This window comes from uncultured Shewanella sp. (assembly GCF_947491715.1).
GTDB lineage: Bacteria > Pseudomonadota > Gammaproteobacteria > Enterobacterales > Shewanellaceae > Shewanella.
Window position 1 is genome coordinate 104,139 of the sequence record NZ_CANLKR010000007.1, and the last position, 23,337, is coordinate 127,475.

22 protein-coding genes are annotated in these 23,337 nt (G+C 41.9%); all 22 read left to right on the plus strand.

Annotation, left to right across the window (positions count from 1 at the left end; all coding sequences use genetic code 11):
* Positions 1 to 24: 24 nt before the first annotated feature.
* The 22 genes from Q0779_RS07930 (at position 25) to Q0779_RS08035 (ending at position 23,328) form a co-directional block, all read left to right on the plus strand.
* A complete protein-coding gene (locus Q0779_RS07930) occupies positions 25 to 963 on the plus strand; it encodes a calcium/sodium antiporter (protein WP_298771368.1) in 939 nt (312 codons plus the stop codon).
* A 105-nt stretch (positions 964 to 1,068) separates the two neighbouring features.
* Entirely contained in the window at positions 1,069 to 3,144 is a 2,076-nt protein-coding gene (gene recG, locus Q0779_RS07935) for an ATP-dependent DNA helicase RecG (RefSeq protein WP_298771370.1), read from the plus strand.
* A gap of 187 nt (positions 3,145 to 3,331) precedes the next feature.
* The gene (locus tag Q0779_RS07940; protein WP_298771371.1) at positions 3,332 to 4,213 is read left to right on the plus strand and encodes a DUF3014 domain-containing protein; all 882 of its coding nucleotides are present in this window, start codon (positions 3,332 to 3,334) and stop codon (positions 4,211 to 4,213) included.
* 191 nt (positions 4,214 to 4,404) lie between these two features.
* Entirely contained in the window at positions 4,405 to 5,127 is a 723-nt protein-coding gene (locus Q0779_RS07945) for a beta-ketoacyl synthase chain length factor (protein ID WP_298771377.1), read from the plus strand.
* Positions 5,120 to 5,944 (plus strand): 1-acyl-sn-glycerol-3-phosphate acyltransferase, encoded by an 825-nt coding sequence (locus tag Q0779_RS07950; RefSeq protein ID WP_298771378.1) that lies wholly within the window; start codon positions 5,120 to 5,122, stop codon positions 5,942 to 5,944. The genes Q0779_RS07945 and Q0779_RS07950 overlap by 8 nt, the downstream gene beginning before the upstream one ends.
* Positions 5,931 to 6,179 (plus strand): phosphopantetheine-binding protein, encoded by a 249-nt coding sequence (locus Q0779_RS07955; RefSeq protein ID WP_298771380.1) that lies wholly within the window; start codon positions 5,931 to 5,933, stop codon positions 6,177 to 6,179. Before Q0779_RS07950 ends, Q0779_RS07955 begins: the two co-directional genes overlap by 14 nt.
* A gap of 14 nt (positions 6,180 to 6,193) precedes the next feature.
* The gene (locus Q0779_RS07960; protein ID WP_298771382.1) at positions 6,194 to 6,442 is read left to right on the plus strand and encodes an acyl carrier protein; all 249 of its coding nucleotides are present in this window, start codon (positions 6,194 to 6,196) and stop codon (positions 6,440 to 6,442) included.
* Entirely contained in the window at positions 6,442 to 6,990 is a 549-nt protein-coding gene (locus Q0779_RS07965; protein WP_298771384.1) for a hypothetical protein, read from the plus strand. The genes Q0779_RS07960 and Q0779_RS07965 overlap by 1 nt, the downstream gene beginning before the upstream one ends.
* Positions 6,987 to 8,351, plus strand: a complete 1,365-nt coding sequence (locus Q0779_RS07970) for an AMP-binding protein (protein WP_298771385.1) — start codon at positions 6,987 to 6,989, stop codon at positions 8,349 to 8,351. The genes Q0779_RS07965 and Q0779_RS07970 overlap by 4 nt, the downstream gene beginning before the upstream one ends.
* Positions 8,344 to 8,715: a thioester dehydrase gene (locus tag Q0779_RS07975; protein ID WP_298771387.1), complete on the plus strand. Its 372-nt coding sequence runs from the start codon at positions 8,344 to 8,346 to the stop codon at positions 8,713 to 8,715. Before Q0779_RS07970 ends, Q0779_RS07975 begins: the two co-directional genes overlap by 8 nt.
* Positions 8,716 to 8,720: 5 nt before the next feature.
* Positions 8,721 to 10,469 carry a glycosyltransferase gene (locus Q0779_RS07980; RefSeq protein WP_298771389.1) on the plus strand — a complete coding sequence of 583 codons (1,749 nt, stop codon included), beginning with the start codon at positions 8,721 to 8,723 and terminating at the stop codon, positions 10,467 to 10,469.
* Complete coding sequence (gene hutH, locus Q0779_RS07985; RefSeq protein ID WP_298771391.1) at positions 10,466 to 12,040, plus strand: histidine ammonia-lyase; 1,575 nt, start codon at positions 10,466 to 10,468, stop codon at positions 12,038 to 12,040. The genes Q0779_RS07980 and hutH overlap by 4 nt, the downstream gene beginning before the upstream one ends.
* A 77-nt stretch (positions 12,041 to 12,117) precedes the next feature.
* A complete protein-coding gene (locus Q0779_RS07990) occupies positions 12,118 to 12,537 on the plus strand; it encodes a thioesterase family protein (protein ID WP_298771393.1) in 420 nt (139 codons plus the stop codon).
* 63 nt (positions 12,538 to 12,600) lie between these two features.
* Entirely contained in the window at positions 12,601 to 13,302 is a 702-nt protein-coding gene (locus tag Q0779_RS07995; RefSeq protein WP_298771395.1) for an outer membrane lipoprotein carrier protein LolA, read from the plus strand.
* Positions 13,303 to 13,304: 2 nt separating this feature from the next.
* A complete protein-coding gene (locus tag Q0779_RS08000) occupies positions 13,305 to 15,716 on the plus strand; it encodes an MMPL family transporter (protein WP_298771397.1) in 2,412 nt (803 codons plus the stop codon).
* Positions 15,716 to 17,029, plus strand: coding sequence for an NAD(P)/FAD-dependent oxidoreductase (locus Q0779_RS08005; protein WP_298771399.1), 1,314 nt, complete (start codon positions 15,716 to 15,718; stop codon positions 17,027 to 17,029). Before Q0779_RS08000 ends, Q0779_RS08005 begins: the two co-directional genes overlap by 1 nt.
* A gap of 45 nt (positions 17,030 to 17,074) precedes the next feature.
* Positions 17,075 to 17,785: a DUF3261 domain-containing protein gene (locus tag Q0779_RS08010; protein ID WP_298771401.1), complete on the plus strand. Its 711-nt coding sequence runs from the start codon at positions 17,075 to 17,077 to the stop codon at positions 17,783 to 17,785.
* A 78-nt stretch (positions 17,786 to 17,863) separates the two neighbouring features.
* Positions 17,864 to 19,099 (plus strand): beta-ketoacyl-[acyl-carrier-protein] synthase family protein, encoded by a 1,236-nt coding sequence (locus Q0779_RS08015; RefSeq protein WP_298771403.1) that lies wholly within the window; start codon positions 17,864 to 17,866, stop codon positions 19,097 to 19,099.
* Positions 19,092 to 19,601, plus strand: coding sequence for a hotdog family protein (locus Q0779_RS08020; RefSeq protein WP_298771405.1), 510 nt, complete (start codon positions 19,092 to 19,094; stop codon positions 19,599 to 19,601). Before Q0779_RS08015 ends, Q0779_RS08020 begins: the two co-directional genes overlap by 8 nt.
* Positions 19,598 to 20,323 (plus strand): 3-ketoacyl-ACP reductase FabG2, encoded by a 726-nt coding sequence (locus tag Q0779_RS08025; RefSeq protein WP_298771407.1) that lies wholly within the window; start codon positions 19,598 to 19,600, stop codon positions 20,321 to 20,323. Before Q0779_RS08020 ends, Q0779_RS08025 begins: the two co-directional genes overlap by 4 nt.
* Before the next feature lies 1 nt (position 20,324).
* On the plus strand, positions 20,325 to 21,638 hold the full coding sequence (locus Q0779_RS08030; RefSeq protein WP_298771409.1) for a beta-ketoacyl-ACP synthase: 1,314 nt from the start codon (positions 20,325 to 20,327) through the stop codon (positions 21,636 to 21,638).
* Between the two features lie 517 nt (positions 21,639 to 22,155).
* Positions 22,156 to 23,328 carry a 3-oxoacyl-[acyl-carrier-protein] synthase III C-terminal domain-containing protein gene (locus Q0779_RS08035; RefSeq protein WP_298771411.1) on the plus strand — a complete coding sequence of 391 codons (1,173 nt, stop codon included), beginning with the start codon at positions 22,156 to 22,158 and terminating at the stop codon, positions 23,326 to 23,328.
* Positions 23,329 to 23,337: the final 9 nt, after the last annotated feature.

Genomic DNA, 23,337 nt, shown 5'->3' on the forward strand with positions numbered 1-23,337 from the left:
ATAATCACTTTAAATTCAATACCAATGCTGATCACTCTTTCTCTACTTGCAGGCTTTCTTATTTTAACCTTAGGTGCTGAAGCACTCGTAAGAGGAGCCAGCGCAATAGCATTACGCTTAGGTGTCGCTCCTTTAATCATTGGTTTAACCATTGTCGCCTTTGGCACCAGTGCCCCTGAATTAGCTGTGAGCTTAAAAGCTGCACTCGCAGGTAATAGTGGTTTAGCACTGGGGAATGTCATTGGCTCTAACATTGCCAATATTGGCCTTATCCTCGCCATCACCGCTCTTATAAAGCCTATTAGAGTGGAATCACAGATGGTCAAACGAGATATCCCTCTGATGATCATGGCTTCCATGCTATTTTGGTGGTTATTGCATGATGGAGAGCTCAGCCTATGGGATGGGACTTTATTAGCTTCACTCTTAAGTATTTACCTTGGATACAGCTATATCAGTTCTCGCAAAGAAAACGCATTGTGTGACAATAACGAACTTATCAATCAACGACCTCAACATGTTTTGTTATCCCTTTTTTTCGTTTGCATTGGTATCGCTATGTTGGTGGGGGGTGGCATTCTTTTTGTTGACGGTGCCATTACGTTAGCTAAGCAATTCGGCATAAGTGAAATTGTTATCGGTCTTACCATCGTCGCCATTGGCACCAGTATGCCAGAATTAGTGACATCTGTTGTGGCCGCCAGAAGAGGCCATAGCGACATCGCCATTGGTAATGTTGTTGGTTCCAATATCTTTAATATTCTGGGTATTTTAGGGGTGACAGCCATCATTCATCCCATCAGTGCTGAAGGCATGAAAACCATTGATTTTAGCGTGATGTTAATGCTAGCAGTCATGACTTTACCGTTTGCATGGACGGGATATCGTATTGGCCGGCGAGAAGGTATTTTACTATTAATCGGTTACTTATGTTATGTCAGCTATTTAGTCAGTCAGGTATAAATAAACTTAAACCTATATTTTATAGGCTTAAAACGATCTAAGATTGCCAACGACAATTTATCTGATAGTATATGTATAAATTTACAGTGGTTGGAAACGCACAGTTTGCAAAAATTAGATCTTACCCCAATTACAGATCTGAAAGGCGTTGCCACAAAAATGGCACAACGTCTAGACAAACTCAATATTAAAACGGTACAAGATCTGTTATTTCACCTCCCGCTGCGTTATGAAGATCGTACCCAAATTTACCCCATCGGGAGTTTATACCCTGGCACTTATGGCACAATCGAAGCCACTATCATTTCAAGCCAAGTTATTCATGGTCGAAAACGCATGCTCACTTGCCTTGTTCAAGATGAAACCAGCCAATTATTACTGCGTTTTTTTAATTTTTCCGCCTCACAGCGCAGTAGTCTCACAGCAGGCATGACCCTACGGGCATACGGTGAAATTCGACGAGGAAAACATCAAGTCGAAATGGTTCACCCCGACTATAAGGTGCTGCTAGACGGTCAATCTCTGCCACAAAGTCAAGTCTTAACCCCTGTTTATCCGACCACTGAAGGACTCAAACAAAACAGCTTATTCAAACTCACGGAGCAAGCCCTTAACTTACTCAGTAAAGGGGCCTTACCGGAATTACTACCTGCACACCTTAGACCTAACAATTTAAGTTTAGAGCAAGCAATACACATTTTACATCGACCCAATAATGATGTTTCAATCCATGAACTAGAGCAAGGCACCCATCCGGCGCAACAAAGACTGATACAAGAAGAATTGTTAGCCCATAATCTCAGTATGCTACGCCTACGACAAAGCGCCAATAAAGACAGCGCTGTTACAATGCCTCCAACCCAACAACTGACCCGTCCTTTTTTAGCTTCTTTGTCTTTTAGCCCAACGGGTGCACAGCAAAGGGTTGTTAATGACATAAAGCAAGATCTACTCAAAGCACACCCTATGATGCGTTTAGTGCAAGGAGATGTCGGTTCAGGTAAAACCTTAGTGGCCGCACTCGCCGCCTTGCAAGCCATTGAGAGCGGCTATCAAGTGGCAATGATGGCTCCCACAGAGTTACTCGCCGAGCAGCACGCTGCCAACTTTAGTGCTTGGTTTACGCCTCTTGGCCTAACAGTCGGTTGGTTAGCTGGAAAATTAAAAGGCAAAGCAAGAGCCCAATCTTTAGCGGATATTGCTTCAGGTGAAGCCAATATGATTATTGGCACCCATGCTATTTTTCAAGAACAAGTCACCTTTAATAAACTTGCACTTATTATTATTGATGAACAACATCGATTTGGTGTTCATCAACGCTTGGGACTAAGAGAGAAAGGGATAAGCCAAGGCTTTCATCCTCATCAATTAATCATGACAGCCACCCCCATTCCTCGTACGCTCGCCATGACGGCTTATGCTGATTTAGATACCTCGATTATTGATGAATTACCCCCAGGCCGAACACCTGTGACCACAGTAGCCATTGCAGAGCAACGCCGAAACGAGGTCATTAATCGAGTGAAACAAGCTGCACTCCATGACAAACGGCAAGCGTACTGGGTGTGTACACTCATTGAAGAATCTGAAGTATTGGAATGTCAAGCTGCTGAAGATACTGCCGAAGAACTTAAACTGGCTTTACCGGATCTCAAAATTGGTCTGATCCATGGACGCATGAAATCGATTGAAAAACAACAAATTATGGACGATTTTAAACAAGGTCACCTTAATTTATTAGTCGCCACAACCGTCATTGAAGTCGGTGTTGATGTGCCTAATGCCAGTTTGATGATCATTGAAAACCCAGAGCGATTAGGCCTTGCTCAGTTACATCAATTACGAGGCCGAGTCGGCCGTGGTGCTATCGCAAGCCACTGTGTATTGCTTTACAAGCCCCCATTATCTCACACTGCAACCAAACGATTAGGTGTATTAAGGCGAAGTAATGACGGTTTTGTGATAGCACAGCAAGATCTCGAAATTAGAGGTCCAGGCGAAGTATTAGGCACAAAACAGACTGGCATTGCTGATATGAAAATCGCTGATCTCATGAGAGATCAGGCACTCATTCCACATATTCAAAAATTAGCCCAACATGTAATGGATCAATCACCCGATAATGTTGATAATATCATTACAAGGTGGCTTGGCGAAAGAGAACAATTTGTACAAGCCTGATTAAGGGTTAACCAACTAAGATCTACACTGTAAAATCGTTTAACCGGATTCATTTGCTAAGTGGACTTGAAATGATAAAAGTTCAAAAATTAAACATCTTTAATTAAGATGACTTTAGCAAGGATTACCTGTTAATTTGACCATGAACGTATCGGAAAATATTCACCCGAGTAGCAGAGGAATGTAAATGAAAGCCAACCAAGAAGATAGGGCCACTCAAAAGAGAAAAACCTCTGGCTCTAACCCAATCATTATGTTTGTTATCATCATTATCCTCATCGCTGGAGGGGCATATTTCTATTTCAACCAACAAGAAGATAATGTTGAAAGTATGCCTGATGATACTATGAGCCAAGCTGTTTCAACACCGGATGAGCCTTTAGACACGGTGGCAAAAGTGCCTGAAACATCCACGACAATAATGAACAGTGAAGAGCCAACCACAAAGGTTGAACCACAAGCCTCTGAAGAACCTGAGACGCTTCCGCCGTTAAATGATAGCGATAAATTTGCCTACAAGAAAGCCGTCGACATTGCCGATGGTATGGCTATTCAACCCATATTAAATGATAAAAATTTAGTGCGTCAGTTTGTGGTTTTTGTTGATAACCTTTCAGAAGGTGAATTGGCTCGTAATGCGAGTCCCATAAAAGGACCCACCGAAAAATTTACCGTATCAGACGTTAGTAACAAAACCTATATCAACCCTGATAGCTATCATAGATATGATATTTATGCCGACTTTCTAAGTGGACTCAATGAGAAACAACTGCTTATCACTTACAAACAAATGAGCCCATTGTTTAACGAAGCTTTAGCCGAACTTGGCTATAATGACACGCACTTTGACAACCGTATGTTAAAGGCTATCGATCTCATGCTTGCAACCCCAATCATTAATACCCCTATAGAAGTCAATGGAGTCAGTGTTAATTATAAATTTGTCGACCCTAAGCTAGAAGCATTAGCAGGCCCACAAAAACTTCTTATTCGTATGGGACCTGATAACGCTAGAAAAGTCAAAGCCGCTTTACGTCGTCTCGAAACGCAATTAAAGCAGCCAGATTAAAATTAACATTAAATATTATTATTATTAACCAATAACAATATCCCCGCTATGGGGATATGTGCTACCATACTTGTCGATAAAAATAATAAATAGCTAACATCGACTAGCATCAATTCGAATTTTCTATCTTCGACAGTTATTAGTAAGTTCAGTCGATGTAGAAAATTGAGTAAAACAGGCACAGAGCACCGATGCGGTTAACATTTGACATTATTTCTTGGGGAGCGTGGTCTCCCTTGTATCAAGAAGCCTTGGATTGGCAACACTGGCAAGCGCCCACAACCGCGTTGCCCAATTCAGCACAACCGCCAAAACTGCTGCAAATTCCCGCTATTCAACGTAGACGACTCAGCCCATTAACAAAAATTATGTTGGCAGCGGCCTTTCAAGCCGATCCTCCAGCTCAATGCCGCAGCATATTCTCATCGCAACATGGTGAAATCAATCGCACTATGTCATTGCTTAATGATATTACAGATTCACAACCGCTTTCTCCAACCAGTTTCAGCCAATCTGTACATAACACTGCCAGTGGCATTTTCAATATATTAACGGAAAATCTTAGCGCTTCTACGGCTATTGCCGCAGGTACAGACTCATTCCCACAAGCATTCATTGAAGCCTATGGCCAGCTAGATGAAAAGCCTGATCCCCTATTACTGGTTTATGGTGATGAACCCGTACCATCGATTTTTCAAATCTTTAATACTCAACCTGAATGGCCCATCGCCATGGCATTTGTACTCACAAAGCAATCAGTCAATTTAGCTTTACCTAAGCTTTCAATTGATATTAATTGCACACAAGGCACAGCGAAGACATTGCATTACGGTGAAATACTTCAGGCTTTAGCCTGTAAAAAATCACTTTCAGGCCGCATTAACAATCAATTCTGGAGCCTGAATTTTGACTAATTTTACCCCCGCTCCTAAGCTCACTGGACTTGCCTATATTCCAAGGTGGATCGGCGGAGTCGCCTGTTATATCGTATTCGGCTTGGGTGGACTATTCAGCTCCTTAACCTTGCTCCCTTTACTTAAATTTTGGCCAGGCTCTCACGCTCAAAAAATTAAGCGTGTAAGAAAAGCCGTTCATATCATGTTCAAAGGCATGGTCGCGATGCTTACCGCCGCAGGCGTTATTAAAGTCAGCACCGAAAATGCCTATTTATTGCGCAACATGAAAGGCAAAATCATCATAGCAAACCACCCAACGCTGGTCGATGTGGTGGTGATGATAAGCTTAATCCCCAATGCGGGGTGCATTGTCAAACAAGCCTTATGGCGAAATGTCTTCCTACGCGGGGTCGTTTCAAGTGCTGGCTATATCCCTAATAGAGGCGCAGATTTATTACTTAAGGATTGCAAATCTGAATTGGAAACAGGCACTAATCTGATTATTTTCCCTGAGGGCACCCGTACACAAATCGGTGAAACAATAAACCAATTTGCAAGAGGTGCGGCCAATATTACCCTCCGCACTCATACAGAATTGATCCCAATAGTATTACGTACTAATGCAACTGGTCTCAGTAAGCAACAACCGTGGTATCATATTCCCGCACGCACGATTGGGATGCGAGTCGAAATAGGCGATCCCCGCTCTTACAATGAATACATCTCTACCGGCAGTGTGGATACGAGTTTAAATGCAAAAAAAGCGCGGCAAATGACTCGAGATTTAGAACATTATTATAAACAACAATTAGATATAACTCATGAAATTACATAATGAAATAAAGAAATTGATAATCGAAAGCCTCGACTTAGAAGACGTGAGCATTGACGATATTGATTCTGACGCTCCCCTATTTGGTGACGGATTAGGATTAGACTCTATCGATGCACTAGAGCTCGGATTAGCCATAAAAAAACAATTTGATATCAAAATCGATGCTAATTCAGACGAAACCAAACAACACTTTTATAGTGTCAGCAACCTTGCCAAATTCATTGAGGCGCAATAAGTACTGGAAGTAACATGAAAAACCGTGAGCAAATACTTGAAACTTTGACTAAGATTTTAGTAGAAGAATTTGAAATTAACGAAAATGATATCACATTAAGTGCATCACTATACGATGAGTTAGATCTAGACAGTATTGATGCGGTGGATCTTGTCATCAAATTACAGCAGATCACTGGGAAAAAGATCCACCCAGATACATTTAAGGCGGTTCGCACCGTTGAAGATGTTGTTGATGCTATTGAAGCACTCGTTGCCAGTTAATGACATTTTTTTTACAAATAGCCACCACAATTGTGGTGCTATGTTACCCAATCGCCGTTTATTTGGGGCTAAATTATTTACCCCAAGGCAGCATTGCGTTGCTACTTTGTAGCTTGTTATTATTAAGACTCTTTATTAATAAACAAAAGCTCAAATCGTTAATGCTCCCCATATTAGCGGGCATTGTGTTAACGATGAGCAGCTATATTGCAAAAGTCAATGACTGGTTACTGTATTACCCTGTCGTTATCAGTACTTGCATGCTGTTATTATTTGCGCATTCTTTGAGATGGGGGCCAAGCATCATTGAACGGTTAGCAAGATTGAAAGAACCAGATTTACCTGAAAGTGCTGTACCTTATCTTAATAAAGTCACGTTAATCTGGTGCATTTTTTTCATTGTTAATGGTGCCATAGCTTTCTATACAGCCCAATTTTCAAGTCTTTCTACTTGGACCCTTTATAACGGTCTTATTTCTTATTTGTTGATGGGCACTCTTTTTACTGGTGAATGGTTATACCGCACACTTTGGTTGAAAAAACGATGATAAATATTCTGACTTCTTGGTTGACATTAGGCCCCATTGAGCAACAACTCATTAGTTTTAATCATCATAATATTCTTACAGGAGAATGTTTTAGCCATCAAGTCGCCTTCTTCCATCAACAACTGATTGAAAGCCAGCATGAAAAGTGGCTGTTATCTTGCGATAACAGTGAATTATTTGCGATTGGATTATGCGCAGCATTAATTGCAGGAAAAGAGATTATTCTTCCTTCAAGCATACAACCTGCCAACTTGTTGGCGTTAAATAACCAATTTGATGCCATATTATCTGATAAAGCATTAGCCCCCCAAAAAACCTTTATACTATTGGAAAAAGTGACTGATGCACCAAGATTTCCTTGGCCAAAATCGGCAAACTGGGGCAGCTTCACTCTGTTTACTTCGGGCAGTAGCGGACAACCAAAAGCCGTAAAGAAAACCTTAGCTCAACTTGACTTTGAAGTATCCACCCTAGAATCCACTTTTGCTCAACATCTACCGCAATGCAGCATTATTTCAACCGTCTCCCATCAACATATTTATGGTTTATTATTTAAGATTCTTTGGCCACTGGCTAGCCGTAGACCTTTTTTAAGTGACCTGATTGAATACCCTGAAACATTGAGCTATTACAGTCATTTATTTTCTCAGCTATGTTTAATTAGCAGTCCAGCACACTTATCTCGCTTACCCGCGTCTTTAGACTATCAGCCCCAAATGCGTGCCCCCAGCTTAGTATTCAGTTCTGGTGGCCCGTTAAGCTATGAGGCAGCTCAAGGTATTAAGCAGTGTTATTCAACGTTACCAATAGAAATCTTTGGCAGTACAGAAACGGGTGGTATCGCTTACCGTCGTCAATATAAAGAACAACAAACATGGAAAACTTTTACCCCCATTCACATCAAACAAGATGAAAATGACGGTGCACTATGGCTTAAGTCTCCTTATATTGAACATGACAATTGGATGAAATGTAACGATAAAATAAAAATCATTGAAAATAATGAGTTTATTCTTCAAGGGCGACTCGATCGTATTGTAAAAATTGAAGAAAAGCGACTTTCACTGGTTGAAATGGAAACCCTGCTGCATACCCATCCTATGATAAACTTAGCAAGGCTATTAGTTATTGAGCAGCCAAAAACACAATTAGCTGCCGTAATAGAATTATCCGAGTCAGGTAAAAAGTACCTAAAAGCAAAGGGAAAACTCAGCCTCAACAATATTTTTAAATCTTACCTATTAACACAATTTGAAAGAGTCATTTTACCAAAACGTTGGCGCTATCCAGAAAAAATGCCCGTTAATACGCAAGGTAAGCAAGTGCAATCTCAACTATTGGCATTATTTACTCATGATTAAATCTCAATTGCCTCACATTATAAGCCATAGTCTCAATGATACCTTTGCAACATGGCGCCTGCACATCGATGAAAAATCCCCCTATTTTAATGGCCATTTTAATAATCAACCCATTTTACCTGGCGTCACTCAACTTGACTGGGCTATTCGATTAGGCTGTGAACATTTTCATTACCCAACATATGCAACGACATTAGAAGTGCTAAAATTTCAGCATTTTATATTGCCGGGCGTAGAAGTTGACTTAAATATCACCCTCGATGCCAAAAAGCACAAACTCAGTTTTGTTTATAGCGATCAGCAAACACGCTTCTCATCTGGGCGCATTATCATATCAACCCAAGACCCTCTTACAGCGAGTTAATATGCATGCAGTTAGCATTTGTGATCCCCAACTATAATCATACAGCCGCCATCAGTGAAACCTTAGCCAACCTTGCTGTTTTTAAGCGTGATTGCTATCTTGTTGATGATGGAAGCAATGATGAAACACGCTATCTATTACAACAACTTGCCAAACAATATCACTGGGTCCATTTATTACATCACCCATACAATAGAGGGAAAGGCGCAGCTGTCATCACAGGGCTTAGAGCAGCTTATGAAGACGGATTTACTCATGCATTACAGATTGATGCCGATGGTCAACATGACTTAAACGATATCCCCACTTTTATTGATACCGCTCAACAGGCTCCACATGCTGTAATATCTGGGCAGCCCCAGTATGATGACTCCATTCCAAAAGGCCGTTTATATGGACGCTATCTCACCCACTTTTGGGTTTGGGTAGAAACCTTAAGCCTGAATATAAAAGATGCAATGTGCGGTTTTCGTGTTTATCCATTACAAGCAACTGAATCTTTATTTTTAAGCCAATCGTTGGGCGAGCGAATGGACTTTGATATTGAGATCTTAGTCAAGCTTCATTGGCAAGGAATTGAAGTAAAACATATTCCAACGCGAGTCATTTACCCTGAAGAAGGCAGTAGTCACTTTCAAGCCTTTAGAGACAATGTGCGTATTTCAGCTCTGCACACTCGCCTTTTTTTTGGTATGCTAAAACGCTTACCATCTCGATTACACAAAACAACCCCCATTAACGCAAATAAAATCAAAAAATCCAACTCAAAACATTGGTCTTCTGTGGGAGAACGAGGCAGCTACTGGGGCATAAAGCTGTTAGCGCTCTGCTACCGTTATGGGGGACATTGGCTTTGCCGCGCGATTATGTACCCAGTGATTTTATATTTTTTTATCACAGGAAAAACGGCAAGACAGGCTTCAATAGACTTTTTACAACAAGTCAAACTTGCCTATCCTGACAATAGCAAACTGCCCTCTACACCTGGTTGGTTAGAAAGCCTACAACATTTCTTTAGTTTCGGCCATGCTGCCCTCGACCGTTTGGATGCTTGGTGCGATCGCATTCCCCCCGAAAAAATTGACTTTCCAGAGAGTGATGTACTGGCAACCCATATGGCACAAGGACAAGGCGCAGTATTATTAGTGTCTCATTTAGGTAACTTAGAATTATGCCGCGCCATATCGGTCACCCATCGTAATGCAAAAGTTAATGTGATGGTAATGACACAGCATGCTGAAAACTTCAATAATATCCTAAAGCAGTTAAATCCAAGTAGTGCTCTGAATCTTATTCAAGTAACCGAGCTTGGCCCTAGCACTTCTATTTTATTACAAGAAAAAATTGAAGCTGGTGAGTTAGTGGTCATTGCAGGGGATAGAACGTCTCTAGGCAGTGAGGGGCGAGTGATTTACACCCCGTTTATGCAAAAACAAGCCCCTTTTCCTTCTGGGCCTTTTGTGTTAGCAGGGCTGCTCGATTGCCCTATATACACTATGTTCTGTTTAAAAGAACATGATCGATATCACGTGCATATCACGCCTTTTAACACAAAATTAAAAGGACCAAGAAAAGAGAGAACTGTCAGGCTACAGCAAGCAGTCAATGAATATAGTCAACTTTTAGAAAACCATGCAAAGCGACAGCCGCTGCAATGGTTTAACTTTTATGATTTTTGGCGTAACGATAATCAGACTCAACGTCGCTCATCCAGCAAGAGTCAAGTTAATGAGAATAGGACCAGCAGTAAATGACACAAGCCACACACACAAACGAGACTCAAACCATTATTCGTTTTGGTCGCAAAAACCTATCTCTTGAAGATGTTGTCGCCATTGCTAAAGGCGCTAAAATTGAGCTCAACAATAGTCATGAGTACCAAGCCTATATACAGCAAGGTGCAGACTTTATTGATAACTTACTCAGTGAAGAAGGCGTCATCTATGGTGTTACAACAGGATATGGCGACTCTTGTACTGTCAAAGTCGGTTTAGATTTAGTCGATGAACTGCCCCTTCACTTAACCCGCTTTCATGGGTGTGGTTTAGGTAAAACCCTTTCAGAAATGCAAGCAAGAGCCGTTATGGCTTGTCGGTTAAGTTCTCTGGCATATGGAAAATCAGGCGTCAGTTATGCATTATTGAAGCGCATTGAACTACTGCTTAATCTCAACATCATTCCGGTCATTCCAGAAGAAGGGTCTGTGGGCGCCAGTGGCGACCTCACGCCGCTGTCTTATTTAGCCGCGGTATTGGTCGGTGAAAGAGAGGTCATTTATCAAGGTGTCAAACAGTCTACTGCTGAGGTCTATGCCAAACTGGATATCATTCCTTTAACCCTTCGCCCTAAAGAAGGTTTGGCCTTAATGAATGGCACCGCTGTCATGACTGCGCTCGCATGCTTGGCCTTTGATAGAGCACAGTATATGGCCAAGTTATCCAGTCGAATTACCGCCATGGCCTCTTTAACCTTGAAAGGTAACTCCAATCATTTTGATGAGATCCTATTTGCTGCCAAACCCCACCCAGGACAAAATCAAATTGCAGCTTGGATCCGTGAAGATCTCAATCATCATGAACACCCCCGTAATTCCGATCGCTTGCAAGACAGGTACTCCATCCGCTGTGCTCCCCATGTCATTGGTGTTTTACAAGATGCCTTGCCCTTTATGCGTCAGTTTATCGAAACGGAACTAAACAGTGCCAATGATAACCCCATCATTGATGCTGAAGGTGAACATGTGCTTCATGGGGGACATTTCTACGGTGGGCATATCGCTTTTGCAATGGATGCATTAAAAAATGCGGTAGCCAATGTTGCCGATCTTATCGATAGACAAATGGCATTAGTCATGGACCCTAAATTTAATAATGGCTTACCCGCAAATTTATCGGGCTCAACAGGCCCACGTAGTGTCATTAACCATGGGTTTAAAGCTGTACAAATTGGTGTATCAGCATGGACAGCCGAAGCCTTAAAGCAAACCATGCCAGCCAGCGTTTTTTCTCGCTCCACAGAGTGTCATAACCAAGATAAAGTCAGTATGGGCACCATTGCTGCTCGAGATTGTTTACGTGTCTTGCAACTCACAGAGCAGGTGGCAGCTGCGGCACTATTGGCCATGTCACAAGGCATTAATTTACGCATTAGAAATCAAGAGATCGACACACTTTCTTTTACACCCTCAGTGGCAAAAACTTTGACTCAAATTCAACATGATTTCAGCTTGCTAACAGAAGATCGCCCCTTAGAGCAAACGCTTAGGCAAACAGTCGAAAAAATTCAACGTGGTGAATGGGAAGTGTGTCATTCACTGGCTCAATAAAACGCTTATCATGATACAAACACAGTGATTGGATCTTTTTCAATGGCGCAATCACTGTATCAAAGTTAGGAATAACAATGGAACCCATACTCACCGCAGAAATTGAACAAGTCATTCCCTTTCATGACGTTGATTCCATGGGGATCACTTGGCACGGAAATTATTTGCGCTATTTTGAAATTGCTCGCTGTGCATTACTCGATAAAATTGACTACGGCTATCGTGAAATGCTGCATTCAGGCTATAGCTGGCCCATTATTGATACACAAATAAAATACGTGCAATCGAGCACATTTGACCAAAAAATAAAAGTCATTGCCGCATTGGTTGAATGGGAGAACCGTATCAAGATTAACTATAAGGTCATTGACGCCAATACCGGAAAGCGGATCACTAAGGGGTATACTATTCAAGCCGCTGTTGATATGAACACACAAGAACTGTGTTTCGTGACACCTGACGTTTTCCAACATAAAATAAAACGATTAATCCCTTAAGCGTACTGTGTATTCAGTGAATTAGCGGATTAAACCTTTGCCTCTTATTACGTGGTTATCAAAATGAAAAGTCTTACTTTTATTCGAGTATGCTATTTTTTAATACTGAGTTTTTTTCCTTCACTCTTATTCGCGAATACTAGTGCCTATGATGATACTTTGTTCTCACACCCAGCCACCGAATCAACCCTAAAGGCATTGAGCTCCCAATTACATTTTGGCTCCTCTGCCAGTGGCGATTTTACCCAATACCGTCAGCTTAAGGTGTTGAAAAAGCCACTCGTCAGCCATGGGCATTTTCTCTTTGATCAACATAGAGGGCTTGTATGGCAACAATTACGTCCCTTTAAATCCAGCCTTATTTTAAAAGATAAGCAGCTTATTCAAGTTAATAGCCAGGGCCACATTCAAATTCAAGATGCCGGAAATATTCCCGCTGCTTCGGCATTGGAAAATATAATGCCTAGCTTATTAAACGCCATGTTAACTGGCGATATCAAGCAACTGGAACAAGACTTCTCCATTTCATTTTTACAAGCAAAAAAACAATGGCAATTAGGCCTCATTCCAAAAGATCCCCTTGTCGCTAAGATATTGCCAAAAATGATCATCGAAGGGCAAACAAGTATTAACCAATTAGTTTTATTTAGCCCTAATGGTGATAGCAGCAAAATAGTCTTCAGTCATATTCAAAATCGCCCCCTCACCATGGCTGAGCTCAATGCCTTCAATCCTGACACAAAAAAAAGTAAACAAACTAATTAGCTATGATGAAATATATTGCCCATAAGATAAGCAGTATCAAACCAAGCATAGGCTTTTTATGTTGGCTATTGATCATTATTACCGTCAGTTTAACTGGGGTAAATGTCTGGCAGAATGGCGCTAAAATACAAACGAATATTTTAGCCATGCTGCCTAAAGTCAAGGAAGATCCCCTCACGAGCCACGCATTATCTCGAGTTGAAAATCAATTAGCCAACCGCGTTTATATTGCCCTCATTGCTAGCAATGAAACCCAAGCAATTGCTGCCGCTAACACCTTTATGCAGCAATTAAAAACAAGCAAACCGCAGACTTTTGATGACATTCAAAGTGCCGATCTCAATCAAGGGGAAGCATTGAGCCGATATTATTTCCCCTATCGTTTTCATCTTCTTACCCACAAACAAACCCAAGCCTTATCAGAAGCCCAATTACCTGCAATGATAACAAAGGTTCAGCAGCAGCTATATAGTGCTTTTGGTTTTGCAAACAGTGAGTTATTAAGCCAAGATCCGCTATTGCTCTACCCCAGTAACATCATGGCCATGGCGCCCAAAAATCAATTACAGGTTCGACAAGGCATCTTACTCCATAAACAAGCTAATGGTGTGGCCGCCATTGTCATGGCAAAAGGCTTAGGTAGCGCTTTTAGTCCCAATGCACAACAAGCTCAACTCACGAGCTTGAAAAATGCCTTCTCAGCCACCAGCCAAAAATACAAAAACATTAAAATCATCAAAGCGGGCGCGGTCTTTCATGCCGCTGCGGCGACCAGTAATGCTAAAAAAGAAGTCTCAACCATTGGACTCATTTCACTCATTGGCGTCATTGGACTCGTGCTACTGGCTTTTCGTTCTATTATGCCTCTCACTATCGCCTTGTTAACACTATCAACAGGCTTTTTATTTGCCTTGGTGGGCACACTACTTGTGTTTCATCAAATTCATTTACTCACTTTGGTCTTTGGTACCAGTCTCATTGGTATTGCCATTGATTACAGCTTTCATTTTTATTGCGAACGATTGCAACGCCCTAAGTTATCAACTTCACACATTATCGAACACATCTTTCCCGCCATTAGTCTCGCGCTTATCACCAGTGTGCTCGCCTACCTCAGTATGGGCTTTGCCCCCTTTCCGGGCATGCAACAGGTGGCTATATTTTGCGCTTCTGGTTTGATAGGTGCTTATATCACATTAATTTTAGCATACCCATTATTAGCACAATCTCCCTTACCTGAATCACGCACCCCCTTGCAGATCGCTAACCAATACCAAACTCGATTGACTCAAATCTGCCAAGTGATCTCAGCGAAGCAAATAAAGTTACTCGCCAGCCTAATGGTTATTTTCTGTGGCTTAGGACTATTACAACTAAAGAGTAATGATGATATTCGCCAGCTGCAACAAAGCCCTGAGCATATCACTCAAGAAGAAAATCAAGTGCGAAGCATACTCAGTGGCGGCACAGATAATCAGTTTCTATTAGTTCGAGGTGACACAGAGCAGGCACTACTCCAGCAACTTGAAAAGCTCTCCCCTTACCTTCAGCAAGCAATATCATTAGGCTATCTGGGAAATGCTTTCAGTCTCAGTGCTTATTTACCAAGCCATCAAAAACAAAATAGAAACTACCAACTTCAAGCCAAAATTTATGGGCAGTCACTCACAAAAACATTAAATATGATAGGTTTAGATGAAACACTAGCACCTAAGCTGCAATCGGCTTATGATTCTGCTGAGCACCAATACATAGAACCCGATGATTTTTTAACAAGCCCAGCTGGAAAGGCCTTCGCGCCTTTGTGGTTAAATCCCAATGCAGTCACTGACAGCTCAAATAGCACTGATAAATATGGTGCCATTGTACTCTTAGGCGGCATTCATAATTTACCCGCTTTGAATCAATTGCTTCTCCCCCTTACTCAGCATAATGGCGCTGTCAAACTGGTCGATAAAGTCGCCGATATCTCACACATCATGGGCCAATACAGGCAGCTCACCTTAGGTTTATTAGTCATTGCTTTACTGCTTGCTGCGGGTATTTTTTCCATACGTTTTCATTTCAAACTCGCCCTCATCATAGTTGCTGTACCCGCAGTCGCGACGCTTTTCACTCTCGCCATTTTAGGCATATTCGGCAGTGCATTAACGCTATTTCATGCTTTAGCGCTGATCCTTGTCTTTGGTATTGGTGTCGATTACAGCTTATTTTTTGCCGAAGCAAAAAAAGATAGTACGGGGGTCATGATGGCAGTATTCTTATCCGCTTGTTCCACATTATTAGCCTTTGGATTACTCGCTTTTAGTGATACTCCCGCTATTCATGCATTTGGCCTAACGCTCTTATTAGGTATTGGCTGCACTTTTTTACTATCACCTTTCATACATATTGTCACACAGAGTAAATCTTAATGTCGTTAGCATTCTCCTCTCAATCTATACCCGCAGACTTAGATGTCATTATTATCGGCGCAGGCCCCTCTGGCTGCATTGCTGCCAGCTTATTACATCAACAAGGCAAAAAAGTCTTAGTCTTAGAGAAACAATTCTTTCCTCGGTTTTCCATTGGCGAAAGCCTATTACCTTGCTGTATGCAAATTATTGAGGAAGCCAACATGCTAGATGCCGTTAACAATGCAGGATTTCAATTTAAAAATGGTGCTGCTTTTCAGTATGGTGAACATTACACCAGGTTTGACTTTAACGATAAATACACGCCAGGTCCCGGTACCACATTTCAAGTTGAACGGGCAAAATTTGATAAATTATTAGCCGATACCGCACAAAAGCAAGGCGTTGATATTCGCTTTGGCCAAACAGTCGAACACATTGATTTAACTGCCGCCCCTTGTTTACAAGTCCATGATGAAAATAATGGATCCTATAAAGTCAGTGCCAAATACATTTTAGACGCCAGTGGTTTTGGTCGTGTGTTACCTAAACTATTAGCGCTAGAACAACCCTCAAATTTACCCACACGCAGCGCTATTTTTACCCATATTAAAGATAACATTCACGATGCTCACTTTGACCGCAATAAGATTTTAATCAGTGTTAATCCACATGATCCGAGTATTTGGTATTGGCTGATCCCTTTCTCCAATGGCCACTGCTCAGTTGGCGTCGTAGGAGAGCCTGAAAAGCTCATGACCCAAGGTCATGATTTAAAAACACGACTACAATCTATGATCGCCCAAGAGCCGAGCTTGGACAGGTTATTAACCAATGCTAGCATCATCAATGAGTGTCGTGAGTTAAAAGGGTATTCCGCCAATGTCACAACATTAGCAACGAACAAATTTGCCTTATTAGGTAATGCAGGAGAATTTCTCGATCCTGTCTTTTCATCTGGGGTCACTATTGCAATGCAATCAGCATCCCTAGCCGTCAAATCACTCATTAAACAACTTAATGGCGATACCGTTGACTGGGATCTGGACTACAGCGCGCCCCTCATGCAAGGGGTCGATACGTTCCGTACTTATGTACAAGCATGGTACGATACTCGTTTTCAACAAGTGATTTTTCATCAAGAAAGTAACCCTAAAATCAAGAGCATGATTTGCTCTATTCTTGCTGGGTATGCTTGGGATACAAGTAATCCCTACGTCAATCAGCCAGATAGACGGCTTAATACACTCGTGGAACTCTGCCCGCCTATCACCCCTTACTCATTTTCAGCACAAAAAACGACAGCTTGTACGTTAGAGCCACTCAGCAACTGATTAACGGATCCAATGTTTTTAACATCTTACTATTATGGGGTCGCTATGGGACAACTAGAGGAAATGAAGATTCAAAGCCCAAAATGGCTTTCTTCGTTTAACGCCATACGAATATGCGTGATCCTTTCAGGTTTACTGCTATTATCCGCTTGTAGCCAGTCATTCACACGGCAAACCTGTGTCTCTTTGCCTCAAGATAGCCGCTATTGTTTAGCCCCTTTGCTCAACCAAACTCACAGTATGACCCAAAAAATCACTATTCAAGTTGGCACACAGCAACATGAGTTAATGGGACAAATGGATATGAGTCCAAACAATCTCACATTAGTCGGTGTGGCACCATTAGGACAAGCTTTGTTCACCTTAAATTACGATGGTCACACTCTTCACAGTGAACAAAGCATACTCTTAGGTAAACAATTTAGGGCTGAATATTTAATGGCCATGCTGCAGCTTATTTATTGGCCCCAATCAGAGGTGGATCACTACTTGCAAAATGCCCAATTAAGAACAGTCAATAAAGCCACTCGATTTTGCACGAGTAACAAACCCTTTTCACAAGATAAATCAACTGATTGCAATAAGGAAATGCAATGTGATGCAGTACTGTGTAAAGCGTTATATAATACTCAGGCAGGAGCGACTGAAGTGCCAATATTACTGATCCAGTACAGTCAACTTTCTCCTTGGAATGCAAGTGTTACATTGAGTATACCAACGGCTGAATTCACATTAACGCTCACGCCAATAACATAAACACATTGCTAGGTAATTTAGGCATATCTGGCAGTGATCTTATCGATAAGCTGACCTATTGTCAGCATGAAGACGACTATGACAAAGATAGCAATAACGCAACTGGGATTGTGCACCCCTTTAGGCCAAACAAAAAAAACAGTATTAGCGCATTTACTTGATGGCAAAAGTGGACTCAAACCACAAGAAGACTTGCTCTTTGACAGAAGCGCTATGGTCGGAAAAGTCACGACTATTTTACCGACCATTCCAATGCATCTATCAGATTATCATTCACGAAATAATCAAATATTATTGTGTGCTGCAAAACAAATAGAATCAGCCGTTCACCTTGCTAAAAAACAATATGGCCAACACCGGATAGGCGTCGTGTTGGGCACCAGCACCTCAGGGATTGACAATGGCGAACAAGCACTCAAATTTTACCAAGAAAAAAATGCCTTTCCAGAAAATTATGACTATGCATTACAAGAATTAGGCAATACCAGTCAATTCTTGCAAGCGTATTTAGCGTTAACGGGGCCGTGCTACACCATTTCAACGGCTTGCTCCTCAAGTGCTAAAGTCTTTGCGAGTGCAAGACGCCTGTTAATAGCCGATCTTTGTGACATGGTCATCGTGGGTGGCTCTGACAGCCTTTGCCAATTAACCTTAAATGGATTTGATGCTCTAGAATCTATTTCAGATCTGCCTTGTCAACCTTTTAGTGCCAACAGACAAGGCATCAATATCGGCGAAGGCGCGGCGCTTTTTACCCTTGAAAAAAAACCATTCATTCATTCATCGAGGGATAAAATACAATTAGCAGGTGTCGGTGAGTCAAGTGATGCACACCATATTTCAGCGCCTCACCCTGAAGGAAGAGGAGCCATTCTCGCTATGCAAGCGGCTATTGAAGATGCCAATATTCAAGCGAATCAAATCGATTATGTGAATTTACATGGCACCGCCACTCAAAAAAACGATGCTATGGAAAGTCGTGCTATCATGGCAGTGTTTCAGCCAGAACTTCCCCAAGTAAGCTCGACTAAGCCTTTAACAGGCCATACATTAGGGGCAGCAGGGGCAATCGAGGCGGCATTTTGTTATTTGTTATTATCCGATGAAAATACACAAGGTAGATTACCCCCTCAATTATGGGATGAGCAAGTGGATATGAACAACCCTTCTCTTCCTTTTGTAGATCAACGTGCGCCCACCCCAAAAAATCTTCGCTATATCATGAGCAATTCTTTTGCGTTTGGTGGCAGCAATGCAAGCTTAATTTTTAGCCGTGAGGACAATGCTCGTGAGGAGAATGCAAACCATGATTAACTTGAATACGATTCAACGCCATGATGTTACCGATTATCTTCCTCATGATGCCCCAATGATTTTTATTGATAAGGTCATCGAATATCAAACTGATATGCTTGTATCAGAAATTACCATCACCCCTCAAAGTCCTTATTTTGATGCCTCAATAGCGGGGGTGCCCAATTATGTTGGCATTGAGTATATGGCCCAAACTATAGCAGCGCTAGCGGGCATTGAAGCCAAGGAACGTGATGATATTATTCGTATTGGTTTTTTATTAGGCAGCCGAAAGTTACAACTGCATACCCCACTCTACCGATTAGGGAAAAGCTACCAAACTCACGTTGCACGGCTTTATCAGGAAGACACTGGGCTAGCGGTATTTGAATGCAAAATTATCGACAAAGATAACATTATTGCCGAGGCGAATATCAACGTGTTTCAACCTCAAGATCCACAAGATGCCACCCCAGATCACTCTCCAAATAATGCACAAGATAGTCAGGAAACCGCAAAATGAAGCAACGCGTATTAATCACAGGATCAAGCCGAGGAATAGGCAAAGCCATCGCACTGAAATTAGCAACTCAAGGCTATGATATCGCTCTACATTTTCATAGCAATCATCAGGCCGCTAATGCCACGACCACGGAACTTGAAACTTTAGGGGCTCAAGTCACTTGTTTACAATTTGACATCAGTGATCGCGATGCAGCAAAACAAGCCATTGAAGCCGATATAAGCTCTCATGGCGCTTACTACGGCGTTATTCTTAATGCGGGAATTGCACGTGACACGGCTTTTCCAGCTATGACTGAAAGTGAATGGGACAGTGTGATCCACACTAATCTAGATGGTTTTTATAATGTGATCCATCCTTGTACTATGCCTATGATCCAAACACGAAAAGGCGGTCGTATTATCACACTAGCATCAGTCTCAGGCATTGCTGGTAATCGAGGACAAGTAAACTACAGTGCCTCAAAAGCGGGGATCATAGGTGCAACTAAAGCCTTGTCTTTAGAACTCGCTAAACGAAAAATCACCGTGAATTGCATTGCCCCCGGCCTGATTGAAACCGATATGGTGAGCGATTTCTCCGATGATTTAGTTAAAGAAATTGTTCCAATGAGGCGCATGGGAAAACCATCAGAAATTGCGGGCTTAGCACAATTTTTACTGTCCGATGATGCCGCCTACATTACTAGACAAGTCATTTCTGTTAATGGAGGTATGATTTAATATGGACACACATACAGAATCAGGCAGAGAAGCACATGACACGCTCAGCTCCCCTCAAACGCTCAGCCCAGTGACACCTTCACCCCATCGTCGCGTTGTGATCACTGGCATGGCAGGGATATCGTCATTAGGACAGAACTGGAATACCATCGCCACGAACTTAAAAAAGAAACAAAATTGCATTGTTAAAATGGATGAATGGGATAAATTTGATGGCCTACATACCCGTTTAGCTGGCCCTGTCACTGACTTTGAAGTGCCAAAGCACTACTCGCGTAAAAAAATTCGCTCTATGGGTCGAGTATCACTCATGGCCACGAGAGCCAGTGAACTGGCGTTAATTGATGCAAACCTATTGGACGATCCCGTCATTACATCAGGACAAATGGGCGTTGCCTATGGCTCATCAACAGGCAGTACCGATCCCTTACTCGGCTTCAGCAAAATGCTTGATACCGGTGATATGTCGGGTGTCACCGCCACTAGCTACATTCGCATGATGGCGCATACCACAGCCGTTAATTTAGGCGTTTACTTTGGCCTTAAAGGCCGTATTCATACCACAAGTAGCGCCTGTACCTCGGGGAGCCAAGGCATTGGTTATGCCTATGAAGCCATAAAATATGGCCAACAAACCCTGATGCTTGCCGGTGGTGCAGAAGAATTGTGTCCAACCGAAGCGGTTGTCTTTGACACCCTTTTTGCCACCAGCACAAAAAATGATGCGCCTAACACCACACCCAGTCCTTTTGATCAGCATCGTGATGGTTTAGTCATAGGTGAAGGGGCTTGTACGCTCATTTTAGAAGAACTGGAACACGCTCAGAATCGCGGCGCGAAAATTTATGCTGAACTGGTGGGCTTTGGCACTAACTCAGACGGGCAGCATGTCACTCAACCCAATAGTGATACCATGGAAACGGCCATACGCTTAGCCATAAAAGATGCTCAACTCACTCCCAATGCCATTGGATACGTCAACGCTCATGGCACTGCCACAGAGCGAGGCGATATTGCCGAGACTCAGGCGACACAAGCTGTTTTTGGAGAAACACAAGCCATTTCATCACTGAAAAGTTATACCGGTCATACATTAGGTGCTTGTGGTGCTTTGGAATCTTGGCTGAGTATTGAAATGATGAATGAAGGCTGGTTTGCACCTACGCTTAACTTAACCCAGATTGATCCCGCTTGCGGCGATTTAGATTACATTAAAGATGATATTCGCTTTATCGACACCGACTATGTCATGAGTAACAATTTTGCCTTTGGCGGCATTAATACGTCGCTGATTTTCAAAAAATGGCACGATTAATAAACATCAATGACAAGAAAACACTAAACATGCAATAAAACAGAGTAAAAAGTCATATGCAGTGCTGTTTAATTTAAATAAAAAGAGAAAATACAAACCATTACAAAATAGCAAAAAAAGCGATCTTTGATTTTTTTTGCTATGCAGCCTTTTATTTACATATTGAATTCTATCAATAATAAAGAAAGTTAATCACTTTTTAGAGCAAGATCATGCTTTATGAAAAAGCATGATCTCGCTCTAATTATAAACAAAAAAATACCGTTAAAGGTGAATAAATATTAACTAAGGTGTAGGTTAACATTTATTCTTTTACTTAAGTAACGATTAAAAGAATAAGGTAAAAGGACCCTGTATTTAACGGATTATTTCAATATGCACTCGAGTATTAATCAATCAAATCATAGCTACGTCTCCAATGTGACACCTTGTTTTCTAAAAACAAAGCCTCCTAACTCATATCATTCAACGCACCCAACTTTGCTATTTAAGAACGCTGAATTAGGAGATGACTCATATGCCTTACAAGCTCAATAATGTATACATCACATCAACGGGATCCTATTTACCTGGTCCTGCGATTAATAACGAACAAATGGAAGACATACTCGGCTTAGTCAATGATCAGCCTAGCCAGTATAAAGACAGTATTTTACGCTCAAATGGCATTGAGCATCGTCACTACGCACTTAATCATCAAGGTCAACCCACCCACTTAAATGAAGAGCTTGCGGTTAATGCGATTATCGCAGCGCTAAAAAGGGGGCAAGATCAAAAAGAAGAGCTACAAATGATTGCTGCAGGAACCACTATGCCTGACATATTGGCACCCGGATTTGCCAGTATGATCCAAGGTAGACTGGGGGGCAATCCACTGGATATTTTAAGTTGTGCAGGAATATGTGGCGCTGGTGCAGCAGCCATGAAAGCGGCCAGTAACACAATAAGAATTGGCCAACATCAAAAAGTGGTTTCAGTGGCTTCTGAGCGCCCTTCCAGCTTTATGCGCGGCAGTCGCTTTGCTCAGGAAAGTCAGCTAGCCCCAACCAGAAAAGACGCTGAAGAGGGCTTTCAATATTTTAACGCCGACTTTCTACGTTGGATGCTGTCCGACGGGGCTGGTGCTGTCATCATGGAAAATACCCCTTCTAAAATCAATCTGTCTCTACGCCTAGATTGGATGGAAACCTTCTCCTATGCCAACGAGCTTGATACCTGTATGTACCTTGGAACAGATCAAACGACAAATATGCAGGTCAATCATTCTTGGCTTTGGGAAGAGAGCATTGCGGCGGCCGAAGCCAAGGGGAAATTACTCCTTCGTCAAGATGTGAGGCTACTTGCCGATAACATAGTCCCCATTACTGTTGACGCAGCAAAGACGCTTAAACAACGAGGCATGTTGAATAACGAAGCTATCGATCATTACTTGCCGCATATTAGCTCTTATTTCTTCATTGATAAACTCTACAACAGTATGCAAGAACACGGTATTGGCATAGATAAAGACAAATGGTTTACCAATCTCAAGCACAAAGGAAACACAGGTTCCGCCAGTATTTACATCATGCTGGATGACGCATTGAGGCAAGGTTTATTTCAGCCCAATGAAAAAATCCTCCTGATGATCCCTGAATCTGGTCGCTTCTCAGTCAGCTATGCCCAACTTACCGCAATCGCACCTCAATAATAAGGACAT